At 62.1% G+C, this 12,433-nt stretch carries 10 protein-coding genes and 1 pseudogene; 9 read left to right on the top strand and 2 right to left on the bottom strand.

From position 1 onward, the window contains the following. Positions 1-518 precede the first annotated feature (518 nt). The 3 genes and pseudogenes from GU920_RS01205 to GU920_RS19865 form a co-directional block, all read left to right on the top strand. On the top strand, positions 519-1,250 hold the full coding sequence (locus tag GU920_RS01205; RefSeq protein ID WP_161765120.1) for a glycosyltransferase family 2 protein: 732 nt from the start codon (positions 519-521) through the stop codon (positions 1,248-1,250). A 73-nt stretch (positions 1,251-1,323) separates the two neighbouring features. Then, entirely contained in the window at positions 1,324-1,911 is a 588-nt protein-coding gene (locus GU920_RS01200) for an IS5 family transposase (RefSeq protein ID WP_235932979.1), read from the top strand. Between the two features lie 27 nt (positions 1,912-1,938). Next, positions 1,939-2,171, top strand: a pseudogene (locus GU920_RS19865) (hypothetical protein); the annotation flags it as partial. A gap of 45 nt (positions 2,172-2,216) precedes the next feature. Here the strand turns inward: GU920_RS19865 and GU920_RS01195 are convergent. Beyond that, positions 2,217-4,097 (bottom strand): sigma-54-dependent Fis family transcriptional regulator, encoded by a 1,881-nt coding sequence (locus GU920_RS01195; RefSeq protein WP_161765117.1) that lies wholly within the window; start codon positions 4,095-4,097, stop codon positions 2,217-2,219. A gap of 311 nt (positions 4,098-4,408) precedes the next feature. On the opposite strand from GU920_RS01195, the gene GU920_RS01190 reads away from it, so the two are divergent. The 6 genes from GU920_RS01190 to GU920_RS01165 are packed head-to-tail and all read left to right on the top strand — an operon-like array spanning position 4,409 to position 10,929. Further along, positions 4,409-5,461 carry an NAD(P)-dependent alcohol dehydrogenase gene (locus GU920_RS01190; RefSeq protein ID WP_161765115.1) on the top strand — a complete coding sequence of 351 codons (1,053 nt, stop codon included), beginning with the start codon at positions 4,409-4,411 and terminating at the stop codon, positions 5,459-5,461. Between the two features lie 52 nt (positions 5,462-5,513). Then, positions 5,514-7,046, top strand: coding sequence for an ABC transporter substrate-binding protein (locus tag GU920_RS01185; RefSeq protein ID WP_161765113.1), 1,533 nt, complete (start codon positions 5,514-5,516; stop codon positions 7,044-7,046). 56 nt (positions 7,047-7,102) lie between these two features. Beyond that, complete coding sequence (locus tag GU920_RS01180; protein ID WP_161765110.1) at positions 7,103-7,969, top strand: carbohydrate ABC transporter permease; 867 nt, start codon at positions 7,103-7,105, stop codon at positions 7,967-7,969. Then, positions 7,966-8,808 carry a carbohydrate ABC transporter permease gene (locus GU920_RS01175; protein WP_161765108.1) on the top strand — a complete coding sequence of 281 codons (843 nt, stop codon included), beginning with the start codon at positions 7,966-7,968 and terminating at the stop codon, positions 8,806-8,808. Before GU920_RS01180 ends, GU920_RS01175 begins: the two co-directional genes overlap by 4 nt. Beyond that, positions 8,808-9,872, top strand: coding sequence for an ABC transporter ATP-binding protein (locus tag GU920_RS01170; protein WP_161765106.1), 1,065 nt, complete (start codon positions 8,808-8,810; stop codon positions 9,870-9,872). Before GU920_RS01175 ends, GU920_RS01170 begins: the two co-directional genes overlap by 1 nt. Beyond that, a complete protein-coding gene (locus GU920_RS01165; protein ID WP_161765105.1) occupies positions 9,865-10,929 on the top strand; it encodes an ABC transporter ATP-binding protein in 1,065 nt (354 codons plus the stop codon). Before GU920_RS01170 ends, GU920_RS01165 begins: the two co-directional genes overlap by 8 nt. A 377-nt stretch (positions 10,930-11,306) precedes the next feature. On the opposite strand, the gene GU920_RS01160 is transcribed toward GU920_RS01165, so the two are convergent. Further along, a complete protein-coding gene (locus GU920_RS01160) occupies positions 11,307-12,281 on the bottom strand; it encodes an MBL fold metallo-hydrolase (protein WP_161765103.1) in 975 nt (324 codons plus the stop codon). Positions 12,282-12,433: the final 152 nt, after the last annotated feature.

The following is a 12,433-nucleotide window of genomic DNA, read 5'->3' as shown; positions in this document are numbered from 1 at the left end:
CAAAGCGGCGGTTACGTGGGACTTTTGTCTGCTTTGTCAAATTTACGCGGGTCATTTTGATTGCCGTTTGGCAAACTAGTTCCTACAGGTAATAGTAGCCGCATGGAGTTGTTCTGCGCTGTGAAAAGATGGCATGCCGTGTGAGATTTTTTCGGAAGTACGGTTGAATCCTCCGAATGCAGTTGGTTGCAAGGATACCGAGGGCGCTCGGGGCGAAAAGCGCTTTTTAAACTGGCCCGATCCAATTAGCTTGGCGACAAGCTATCCTAAACTTGTCGAATCGCAGAGAACACTGTTTACGTCATCAACACTTAGTTCTTCGGTGGGTTGCGCCGCATGTTAACCACTCAGTACCCCAACTAATCTATCTGATAAGTGCGTAGTCGTTCAAAGGAAGCTGGAGAAATATTTTGCTTCAAGGACTTATTTCTTATGCAAAGAGGCGGAGACGTGAATGGCTCGCTAAGAGGCGCGAAGAAACTTTAGCGCGTCCAATTAAATTTGGCGTCTTGGCAATTATGAAGAATGAATCCATCAGTATTGATGAATGGATTGAGCACTACCTCTGGGTTGGTGCTCACATGATTTATCTCATCGACAACGGAAGCACAGACGATACTTTGCAGAAAGCACGGCAATGGGAGAAAGGCGGTCGTGTTCGCGTAATTGAGTTGCCCGAAAAGTATAAACAGACTCAGCATTATTGGACTGCAATAAAGCATTTCAAAATCAAGCAAAACTGTGATTGGTTGCTGGTCGCTGATCTTGACGAGTACTGGTTCTGTCCAAGTGGTGATAGCATCCCAGATGCTTTGCGGGAGTTTAGCAATTTCGACGTGATTTATTCCAATTGGGTGATGTTTGGAAGCGGTGGTTTTGTTGAGCAGCCAGAAAGTGTCAGGATGTCCTTTGTGTTGCGAAAGCCGGGAGTGAACTGGCATATCAATACGAAGTATATGTGCCGGACCAGCGTTCTGAAGCGTCAATCCTCAGTTGGCATACATAAGGTCAAAGGAGCCGATTCGAGCCGCACGGTGTCTGACATCACTCGATTTCAATTGAACCATTATCCAATACAGAGCTTGAGTTTCTTCACCTCGGTCAAGATGACCCGAGGTGATGCGGCAACGCCAAGGCACGAACATGTACGGGATATGGAGTATTTCCGTCGGTATGATGAGGGGTGTACTGAGGTTGATCGAAAGCTTGCAGACTTGGTGAAGGAAAAAATGCCTGTCGCAGGCCCCTAGGGTCAGGACCCATTCATCTGGTTGAGGCTGCCCGGCCTGCGTGATTCAAGCCCGTGAACTGACGGGGGTGAAGATGTGCATCCTTTTCTGGCTTGCCGACGAACAGATGCAGCGGTTGAAGCCGTCCTTCCCGAAGAGCCATGGCAAGCCGCGGGTGGATGACCGGCGCGTTTTGAGCGGCATAATCTTCATCAATGGCAATGGGTTGCGGTGGTGTGATGCGCCCCGTGAGTATGGCCCCCCAAAGACGCTCTATAACCGATGGAAGCGGTGGGGCGATATGGGGGTCTTCGCTCGGATGATGGAGGGGCTGGCCTCCGAAGGCGGCGGGGAGAAGGTCGTCATGATAGACGCGACGTATTTGAAGGCGCACCGCACGGCCTCAAACCTGTTGGTAAAAAGGGGGGCCCGACGACAAGCGCGGCCGCCTCATCGGGCGGACCAAGGGCGGGTTGAATGCCAAGCTGCACGCCGTGACCGACGCGATGGCCGCCCGTTGCGGTTCTTCATGACGGCGGGCGCGGTCAATGACTACACCGGTGCCGCCGCCCTGCTGGGCAGCCTGCCGGCTGCCGAATGGCGGATTGCCGACCGGGGCTACGATGCCGACTGGTTCAGGGAGTCTTCGAAAGACAGAGGGATAGAGCCCGTTCAGGGCTGATTTGATCCACTGGATCAAATCTGATCGCCCTTCACCCCAGGCCGGAAGTCTCGCGGCAAGGCCGTCCGCTACGACAAGCGCCGCAACAAACGCCGCAACCGCATCGAGATCATGTTCGGCAGGTTGAAGGACTGGCCCTCGCCATTGGGCTTGAACCAATGGCGCCACAATGGCTCGACATCGCCACAGGCTATGACAGGTGCGCGAAGACCTTCCTATCCGCCGTCGCCCTGGCCGCTACCGTCCTGTTCTGGCTTTGACGATCCATGAGTCTGGAGCCTCATGATTGTGACTATTTCCCTTTCTCAGGCTTGCGCCAGAAGGTGTTTGTAGATCGTCGTCCGCGAGATGCCCAGGGTGCGGGCAGCCTGCGCAATGCCGCCGCTTTGGCGCACCGTATCGCGGATGGAACGGCACTGGCTTTCCTTCCACGGGACGCCCGCACACTGCGGGCAGGCCGCCGCATGCGCGAGGGGCTCGGCCGCGACCGGGACCAGCCCCCCAAAATCCTCGACCGTAAGACAAAGCCCGCTGGCCCGCAGGACCGCTTGCGCGATCACCGAGCGCAGCTCGTGCAGATTGCCGGGCCAGTCATGCCGTCCCAGCAGGTAAAGCGCGTCGGCATCAATGTCGGCGCGATCATCCTGTGCCCGCACAAACCGCCGCGCCAGCGCGTCCATATCGCTGCGGTCACGCAAAGGTGGCAGTTGGATCGAGAAGCCTTCGATCCGGAACCGCAGTGCCGGAAGCAGCCGCCCTGACGCCACCGCCTCGGTCAGGCTGCTGACCGAGGTGCTGATGAAAAACAGAGGGCAGCGGATCTCTCGTCCATCGGCGGGGTGGCGGAAGGACCCGTGATCGAGCACCTGCAACAGCGTGGCCTGGGCCGGATGCGGCAGCCATGACACCTCGTCGATACACAACGTGCCGGATGCGGCCTGCTCCAGCAGCCCTTTTGCGCCATTCGGACGGCCGAGCAGCGCCGCCTCGGCCTCGGCCCCAAGGGTGCGGGCATCGACCGCCACAAAGGGACCGCTGCGCCCCGAGGCCGCATGCGCAAGGCGCGCCGTGATCTCTTTGCCGGTCCCGGTCTCGCCCATGATGAAGATCGGCGTGCCGGTGGTGGCGACCTTTGGCAGGGGGCGCAGGCGGCGGATCAGCTCTTCGTCCTCGATCACCACATCGCGAAACAGGTTCCTCGTCTCGGGCGGGTGAGACGGGGTGGGGCGCGCCTGTGGCAGGTTGGCGGCCGAGAACAGCCGCACCGCCAGCGCAAAACTGGCGCGGTTGGCCACGCAGCGCATCGACACCGCCGACCCCATGCGATCGCGCACCCGCAAGGTTTCGCCCTGCGCCAGACGCAGCGCCACATCCTCGAACCGCTGTTCGAAGATCGCGTTGAACCCGGTGCCGATCAAGTTGCGGATGCCAGCCAGAAACATCTCGCCCTTGCGGTTGACCGCATGCACCGCGCCGTCATCTTCCAGCACGAGCATGCCCACCGACAGGGTGCCAAGGTATTCGGGGCGCGGGTGAAATTGCAGCACGATCCGCCGGTCATGCGCCGACCGGATCAGGCAGTTCTCGATATTGCTGGCCGACATCTGCACCAGCGCCGCCGTGTGCTGCTGGCGCACCGTGGACCGCGAGGACGCATCGAGCACCCCCGCCAGCCCGCCGCGCCCGTCAAAGATCGGGGCGCTGATGCACGACACGTCGGAATGCGCGCGCAGGAAATGCTCGCCGCCGTAAACCTGCGCCGGACGGCGGGTCGAGATGCACAGACCCAGCGCATTGGTGCCACGCAACTCCTCGGTCCAGACCGATGCGGGCACCACCGCCTTGCCCGCATCGCTGTCGGCAAATTGCGTGTCGACCAGTGTTTCCAGCACCACGCCCTCGGGCGAACCGAGCGCGATCATGAAATTCGACCCGGCGATCTGGTCAAAGAGCAGCTCCAGTTCGGGCCGTGCAAAGCGGATCAGATCGGCATGCCGGTCCTGCGAGAGGCGAAACTCGGTATCGGTCAGCGTCATCGCCTCGTGGCGGGCCAGAGGGTCAAGCCCGTGCGACAGGCTGCGCAGCCAGCTGTCCGAAATATCGCCGGGCAGCGCGCCGCCGGGAAACCGGCCTTGGCTTTCCAGCATGTGACGCGCGCGCATCAGCGCGGTGGTGCGGACTTCCATGCCAAGTCACCTCCCCGATCCTCGGCCGTGCGGGGAAGGTGGCGGTTTGCGGGCCAAAGTCAATGCGCGGGCTGATTCGCGGACGATCTGTTCAGAAACTGGACAGTCGGGTCGCAGAACGCCGCGCGCGGGCCGGGCGCGGGCCGGGCGATGGCATGGCTGTCCGCTTTCTGAACACCGCGCGCAGGCCTCTGTCCAGCGATTGTGCGCGCGCGGCCTATGCTGCGGCGCGGCGTTTGGGATCGCGGCACCCTGGGCCATACCAGCCGCCGTGCCGCCGGTTCGGGGCGGTCTATCCAAGGCGCATGACGATGAAAGCACAGGTTCTTCACCATTACGATCCCGCCCTGACCGCACCAACCTGGGTGACGATGCAGGATGTGGCTGACCCCAAAATCCACAAATCGACCGACGTGATCGTGCGGATCGGTGGCGCGGGCGTGTGCCGCACCGACCTGCACATCATCGAAGGCATCTGGCGGCCGCACACCGACCCGACCGGCAGCGCGCTCTTGCCGCTGATCATGGGGCATGAAAACGCGGGCTGGATCGAAGAGATTGGCCCCGAGGTCGAAGGCTTCAAGAAGGGCGATCCGGTGATCGTGCACCCCAAGGTGACGGGCGGAACCTGCATCGCCTGCCGCCGGGGCCATGACATGCATGGCGACGGCAAGTTTCCGGGCCTCGACTCGCATGGCGGTTATGCCGAATATCTGCACACCGCGTCGCGCAACCTGATCGCGCTGCCAAAGACGCTGGCGCCTAAGGATGTGGCACCCTATGCCGATGCGGGCTTGACGGCCTATCGCGCGGCGAAAAAGGCCGCCCAGCAATTGCTGCCCGACCAGTCGGCGGTGGTGATCGGTGCGGGCGGCCTTGGCCATATCGGCATTCAGGTGCTGCGGGCGATGTGTGCCGCGCGCATCATCGTCGTCGATATCTCGGACAAGGCGCTGGAGCTGGCGGCCATGGGCGGGGCGGATCATCTGGTCAAGGCGGACGGCGGCGAGGTCGAGGCGGTCAAGGCGCTGACGGGCGGCAAGGGCGCCGAGGCGGTGCTGGATTTCGTGGGCGAAAAGGGCACCACGAAGAAGGGCATCGACATGACCCGGTCCGCGGGCAGCTATTACGTCATCGGCTACGGCGAAGACATCCAGGTGCCCACTGTCGACATGGTGATCACCGAAAAGAACATCATCGGCAACCTTGTCGGCACCTGGGCCGAGCTGACCGAGCTGATGGCGCTGGCCGACCGTGGCCTCGTGGAGCTGCACACCAAGCACTATGCGCTGGCCGATGCCAATCAGGCGCTGAAAGACCTGCATAACGGGCTGATCAAGGGGCGCGCGGTTCTCGTGCCCTGAGGCTGACCCCTGACAGACCATCACTGAAAAGACAGACTTGGGAGGAGAGAGAATGAAGACCAAGACCACCCTTCGGGGGGCCATGCTGACCACGTCGGCCATCCTGATCTCGGCGGGCGCGGCACTCGCCGAGGATTACACCCGTTTTGGCATCAAGGAGGATGTGCCGGGCGCGTGCTCCTTTGCCTCGATTGATGCCAAGGATTATTCGGGCCGCACACTGAACATCATCACCCATGCGATCCCGGTGATCGGTGAGCCGACCGCGCTGCACGCCCAGCAGTTCCAGGAACTGACCGGGGCGACGGTGAATGTGGTGCATGTGCCCTTTGGCGATCTGTTCCAGCGCATCATGATCCCGTTCCAGACCGGGCAGCAGGCCTATGATGTGCTGTTCTTCGCCTCGCTCTGGCTGGGGGATTTCAATGCCTACCTCGCCGAGGTGCCGCAGGCCTATCAAGAGGTGTCGGGCATGCAGTCGGTGACCCCCACCTACAAGGGCGTCGCCAGCTGGAACGGCAAGATGCTTAACTACACGATGGACGGCGACCGCCATTACCTGAAGTTCCGCTCGGATGTGTTCGACAACCCCGAGATGCAGGCGCTGTTCAAGGAAAAGACCGGGCGCGACCTAACCGTTCCCGCCACGTGGGAGGAATACAACGAGGTTGCCGCCGTGTTCAACAACATGGACTGGGACGGCGACGGCGCGCCAAACTTCGGCACCGCCGAGGTCACCAAACGCGACGACCTGATGTTCTCGGCCTTCATCAGCCGGGTCGCACCCTATGCCAAGCACCCGGACGTGAAGGGCGGCTTCTTCTTTGACCTTGAAACGATGGAACCCCTCGTCAACACCCCTGGCTGGGTGCGCGGGCTGGAGCTATTCGTGGCGGCCCAAGCCTCGATGCCGCCGGGTGGTACGTCCTTTGGTCTGGGCGACGAGATCTTTTCGTTCGGCGGTGGGCAGACCCTGATGTCCTACAGCTGGGATGACGCGTTCATCCAGGCGATGCAGGCTGACAGCCCGATCCGTAACAAGGTGGCCGCAGCCCCCTTGCCCGGCGCGCGCGAGGTCTGGAACCGCACCACCGGCCAGTGGGATACGTTCGAGACGCCCAACACCGCGCCTTATGTCACCTGGGGCTGGTCGTCGGCGGTGGCGGCCGGGTCGCAAAATCAGGACATGGCGTTCGACTACCTGTGTTTCTTCTCGAACGAGGCCAACACGCTGGCTGACCTGCAGATCGGCCGGTTCGGCGTGAACCCCTACCGCGAGGCGCATTTCGACCCGGCGTTCTATCAGACTGAGCTGGGCTGGGATGCGAATGTGGCGACCACCTACACCGACACGCTGAAAGCCATTGATGGCGGCCAGAACCAGGTCTTTGACCTGCGCGTGCCGGGTGTGGGCGAGTTCATGTCGTCGCTGGCCGCCGGTGTGGCGCGGGCGCAATCGGGCGAGGCCTCGGCGCAAGAGGCACTCGACGGTGTTGCCGCCGAGTGGAAGGCGATTGTCGACCGTATCGGCGTCGACCGTGTGCGCGAGGCTTATGCCAACGTGGTCGCACTCGAAGACAACTGATCCTGACCGCATCAGGGGGGCCGCCATCACGCGGCCCCCTTGCCTTGGGGGGCCCCATGTATCGCCAGAAATACATCTTCCTGCTGCCGGGCCTGTTGGTCCTTGTGGCGATTATCCTGTTTCCGCTGCTGTTCACCATCCGTGTCAGCTTTTCGTCCTGGGATGTTTACAACCCCGGCCTGAACTGGATCGGCGGCGAGAATTACGCCCGCCTGTGGGAGGACGCCCGCTATTGGGAGGCGTTGATCCGGCTGACCTTTCTGACTGTGGCCACAGTGACGCTGCAATATACGCTCGGCTTTGCGCTGGCGCTTCTCGTGTGGCGCGACATCGCGGCGCGGCGGTTTTTCCGTGTGCTGTTTCTTGTGCCAATGATGACCACGCCGGTGGTGATGTCGGTGATCTGGCGCACGATCTTTCATGAAAGCCTCGGCCCCCTGAACCCGATCCTCGAGGCCATCGGCATCGATGCGCAGCCCTGGCTGAGCGATGCAGGCTTTGCGCTGGCGGCGGTGATGATCGTCGAGGTCTGGCAATGGACCCCCTTCATGTTCCTTCTGCTTCTTGCGGGCCTGCTGTCCTTGCCGAACGAGCCATTTCTGGCCGCGAGGATCGACGGCGCGGGGCCGATCCGCACCTTTCTGTCAGTCACATTACCGATGATGGGGGCGATCTCGGTCGGGGCCATCCTGATCCGGCTGATCGAGGCGTCAAAGCTGATGGAGACGGTCTATGTGCTGACCTCGGGCGGGCCAGGGACCGCGACCGAAACCACCAGCTATTACATCTACATCCGCGGGATGCGCGACTTTCAGATCGGCTATTCGGCCTCGCTGTCGCTGACCTACCTGATCGTGATGAGCGTGGCCCTGACGCTGATCGCCAAGGCGCTGATCCGTCTTATGGTGAAGGACCGGACATGAGAACCTTTTACCTTTCCCTCAAATACCTTGCCGTTGTTCTGTGGTCGGCCTTCGTTATCTTTCCGTTCCTGTGGATGCTGTCTACCAGCTTTAAGACCGCCAATGCGGTGACGGCGGGGGCGAAATGGCTGCCTTGGGTGCAGTTCGAGCCGTCGCTGGCCGGCTGGCAATCACTGTTTGGTGGGGTAGGCGGGATCAACATCGTCAAGCCTTATCTCAATTCCGGCATCGTCACCCTGTCAGGGTCGGCCATTGCGCTGGTGCTGGGCACGCTGGCGGCCTACGGGCTGTCGCGGTTCACGTTCAAGGCGGGGCCGTTGGGCAATGGCGACATCACATTCTTCTTCATCAGCCAGCGGATCATGCCGCCAATCGTGCTGGCGATCCCGTTCTTTCTGATGCTGCGCTTCCTCGGGCTTCTCGACACGCTGCCGGGGCTGATCCTGATCTATGTGGCGATGCTGATGCCGATTGCGGTCTGGGTGATGGTTGATTTTTTCAACTCGGTGCCGCGGGGCCTTGACGAGATGGCGTGGATGGATGGCTGCGCGCCGGTCACCACCTTTGTGCGGGTAATCCTGCCCAATGCGGTGCCGGGGCTGGTGGTGGCGGCGATGTTCTGCGTGATCTTTGGCTGGAACGACTTTTTCTTTGCCTTCACCATGACGTTTACCGAGGTGCAATTGCTGCCCGTCTCCATCGTGGCGTTGAATTCATCCGTCACGCCGTGGTGGTCGCTGTCGGCAGCGGCGATTGTCTCTGTCGCGCCGCTGGCGGTGCTGGCCTTTGTGGTCGAGCGGTTCCTGTCGCGCGGCGGTCTGGCCGGGGCGGTGCGCTGATGCTTGAACTGACTGGAATTTCCCTGACCGAAGGCCGCGTGCCACATCTGGCCGATGTGTCGGTGCGTTTTGCCAAGGGGCGGCTGACCACGCTGTTGGGTCGCACCGGCGCGGGCAAGACCACGCTGATGCGTATCATCGCGGGGCTGGCGCTGCCCGATGCAGGCCAGGTGCGGCTGGACGGGGCCGATTGGTCGCGGCTGGCGCCGTGGCAGCGCCCGGTTGCGATGGTGACGCAGCAGTTCATCAACTATCCGCATCTGTCGGTGCTGGATAACGTGGCCTTCCCGCTGGTGCGCCGAAACGTCCCGCAAGACCGCGCGCGTGAGGCAGCGCGCGACATGCTGGGCCGGGTCGGCCTTGCCGCGATGGTCGACCGCCGCCCCAGCCAGCTGTCGGGCGGCCAGCAACAGCGCGTCGCCATCGCCCGCGCTCTGGTGAAAAAAGCCCCCGTGGTCCTGCTCGATGAGCCCTTCGTCAATCTGGACTACAAGCTGCGCGAAGGCCTGCGCGAGGAACTGATCGACCTGTTGCAGGCCGAGCGTGACACCATCGTGATCTATGCCTCGACCGACCCGCGAGAGGCGCTTCAGATGGGGGATGACATCATCCTGATGGCCGAGGGCAGGGCGATCCAGTCCGGCGTGCCGCAGACCGTCTATGCCCACCCTGCCACCACCCGCGCGGCCGAGGTGGTCAGCGACCCACCGATAAATCTGATCGGGCTGGAGGTGACCGGGGACGCGCTGCGCCTTGAGCGGCTGGCCGATCTGCCGCGCACGGCCCTGGGGCGCGATCTGCCGCCGGGCCGCTATACGCTGGGCCTGCGCGCCCATTGCCTGCGCCAGGGCGGCACCCTCCCGGCCCGCGTGGCACTGTCCGAGGTGTCGGGGTCGGAAACAGTCACGCACTTGCAGGCCGCGGGTCAGGCGCTGGTGATGCTGGAACGCACGGTGACCAACCATGCCATCGGCAGCACTCTGCATCTGGCCCTGCATCTGGATGATGCGCTGATCTTCGACCCCCATGGCCGTCTGATCGAAAAGGAGCCGGTTCATGGCTGAAATCGTGCTGGAACGTCTTGCCCATGCCTATGCGCCGGGCGCGCCCTATGCGCTGAAGCCCCTTCAGCTGACATGGCGCAACGGCGGCACCTATGCGCTGCTGGGGCCGTCCGGCTGCGGCAAATCCACCATGCTCAACATCATCTCGGGGCTGCTCCGCCCGTCCGAGGGGCGGGTGCTGTTCGACGGGCGCGACGTGACAGCGCTTGATACCGGCGTGCGCAACATCGCGCAGGTGTTTCAGGTGCCGGTGATCTACAAGTCGATGACAGTGGGCGAAAACCTGGGCTTTCCGCTAGTGTGCCGCGGCGCGCCTGCCGCCAAGATCAAGGCGCGGGTGGAGGCTGTGGCTGAGCGCCTTGGCCTTGCGCCGATCCTGTCGAAACCCGCCAACGCGCTGACGGCGGATCTGAAACAGCTGGTGTCGCTGGGCCGCGGGCTGGTGCGCGAGGATGTGGCGGCCATCCTGCTCGACGAGCCGCTGACGGTGATCGACCCGCAGCTAAAGTTCGACCTGCGCCGTATCCTCAAGGAAATCAACGAGGAATTCCGCTTGACCATGGTGCTGGTCACCCATGACCAGACCGAAGCGCTGACATTCGCCGAAGAGATCGTGGTGATGAACCACGGCGAAGTGGTGCAGATGGGCAGCCCGACCGAATTGTTCGAACGCCCAGAAACCGAGCATGTCGGCTGGTTCATCGGATCACCCGCCATGAATTTCCTGCCGGCTTTGCTTGAAAAGGATCGGATCATCGTGCCAGGCACCGATCTATCCGTCGCCGCCCCTGCAGCCTTGCCTCAGGGCAATCTGAAAATCGGATTCCGCCCGGAACACGCCACGCTTAGCCCAATGGCTGGCGATCTGGAGGGCAAGGTAACCCGGATCTGGTTCGAGGGGGCGGACGAGGTTTTGGGTATCGATTGGAACGCCCATCGCGTTAAGGTGCGCGTCAGCGGCACAAGCCCGGCCCGTATTGGCGAGGCAGTTTCGATAGCCGTGCCGACAAATCGTCTATGCGTGTTCCTGGACGGCCGCCGTCTGCATCTCGGCTAACCTGTTCTGGTGGCGGCCAGAGGTATCTTGTTTCTCTTTTAGGGCAAGACACACGGATGACCCAGGCCTCGTGCGACTGCCCGCTCTGGGCCGAAAGAAGCCTGTAGCGGGAGCGTCCGAGAGGGCGGAAGAGCAGTCATTCGCTGATTTCCGCAGTGGAAGCGGCTTCGAGGTGGAAAGCGTGTTCTCTTGACCGGAAGAGTGGAGATCTTCTGACCAACCAGCCCCATAGGTTTGTCACTGAATTGAACAAATCCCTGTTCTGCGGATTCTGGAGTCATCCGACGGATTACATTGCATCAGATGCAGCGCCGTTCGGAAACATAACCGCAAAAGCTGGGCGACTGGTGCCGCCCAGCTTGATTTTCAAAGTATCTTCACATCACCTGCCAATGTTCTGGCACCCAGGCATAGGCACCATCCTTCTTTTCCACATGCCCGACACCCGGGAACGGAAGATGGGTGGCGGCCACAGCGATCTTATCGGCCGAGACCATGTCAAAGATCGCCTTGCGCGTCACCGCCGCCTGCGCGCCGTCAGCATCAAACGCAATTCCGGCGTCCGGATGCGCGAATTGCACGGCCGCGATGGCCACCGCGTCACCAAGGATCATGAGTTGATCCGACCCGCTGGACACGCGCACCGCCGAATGCCCTGGGGTGTGCCCGAACGCCTCAAGGGTGGAAAGTCCACCGCCAAGATCGGCGGCACCGGAGAACGGCGCCAAGCGCCCGCCATAGGCGGCTGCGACGCCGCGTGCCAATCCGAAGAAAGGCTTTGAATCGTCCGGGACGGAGGCGGCGATGGACTCATCCGTCCAGAACTTCAAATCGGCCTCGTGGACATGCAGGGAGGCGCCTGTGAAGGCCGCTGCCCCATCCGCAGCGAGAAGACCGCCAATGTGATCGGGATGCATATGCGTCAGGACGATGCGGGTCACGCTGGCGGGGTCGATGCCCATGGCGGTAAGCGCACCTGCAACCCGCCCGGCGGTGGGGCCAAAGGCGCTGCCCGATCCGGCGTCGATCATGGTGATGCCGTCCGGGCCGTGCACAAGATGGATGCTGATGGGCAGGCGGATCAAGTCGCCGGGGGGGAGGTATGCCTGTGCCATGCCCGTGTCGATCTGTTCGGCCGTCGCGTTGGTGATCAGGGGACGGCCAAGATCGAAATACCCGTCCACCAGCGCCGTCACCCGCAGATCGCCAACCATCCGGTCATAGAAGCTGGGCAAGGCGACCTTGGGTGTTTCGCTTTCCTGCGCGATGGCGACGCGCGCGTTTAGAAGCGGTGCGCCGAGGGCAAGAGCGCCGCCGAACAGCGCGGTGCGGCGAGAGAAGTTCGGGTTCATGATATGCCTTATGTCATTTTGAGGATGGTCAATTAGCGCAACGGGGGTGTCGATCAACGATGGGTCTGTCTTTGCCTTCCCTTCGCGCTGCGGGTGGGCGGGTTGGACGAAAGGTGAGCAACCCGCTGTGGATCAGAGCAGCAAAGGGGTTA

Source organism: Paragemmobacter ruber, assembly GCF_009908315.1.
GTDB classification, from domain to species: domain Bacteria; phylum Pseudomonadota; class Alphaproteobacteria; order Rhodobacterales; family Rhodobacteraceae; genus Paragemmobacter; species Paragemmobacter ruber.
The sequence above is the reverse complement of the archived record's forward strand: the minus strand, read 5'-3'. Positions and strand labels throughout refer to the sequence as shown.

Excerpts from the sequence above, each read along its gene's own strand:
- GU920_RS01205 (WP_161765120.1), top strand. The coding sequence starts at position 519 with ATGAAGAATGAATCCATCAGTATTGATGAATGGATTGAGCACTACCTC.
- GU920_RS01200 (WP_235932979.1), top strand. The coding sequence starts at position 1,324 with ATGTGCATCCTTTTCTGGCTTGCCGACGAACAGATGCAGCGGTTGAAG.
- GU920_RS01195 (WP_161765117.1), bottom strand. The coding sequence starts at position 4,097 with ATGGAAGTCCGCACCACCGCGCTGATGCGCGCGCGTCACATGCTGGAA.
- GU920_RS01190 (WP_161765115.1), top strand. The coding sequence starts at position 4,409 with ATGAAAGCACAGGTTCTTCACCATTACGATCCCGCCCTGACCGCACCA.
- GU920_RS01185 (WP_161765113.1), top strand. The coding sequence starts at position 5,514 with ATGAAGACCAAGACCACCCTTCGGGGGGCCATGCTGACCACGTCGGCC.
- GU920_RS01180 (WP_161765110.1), top strand. The coding sequence starts at position 7,103 with ATGTATCGCCAGAAATACATCTTCCTGCTGCCGGGCCTGTTGGTCCTT.
- GU920_RS01175 (WP_161765108.1), top strand. The coding sequence starts at position 7,966 with ATGAGAACCTTTTACCTTTCCCTCAAATACCTTGCCGTTGTTCTGTGG.
- GU920_RS01170 (WP_161765106.1), top strand. The coding sequence starts at position 8,808 with ATGCTTGAACTGACTGGAATTTCCCTGACCGAAGGCCGCGTGCCACAT.
- GU920_RS01165 (WP_161765105.1), top strand. The coding sequence starts at position 9,865 with ATGGCTGAAATCGTGCTGGAACGTCTTGCCCATGCCTATGCGCCGGGC.
- GU920_RS01160 (WP_161765103.1), bottom strand. The coding sequence starts at position 12,281 with ATGAACCCGAACTTCTCTCGCCGCACCGCGCTGTTCGGCGGCGCTCTT.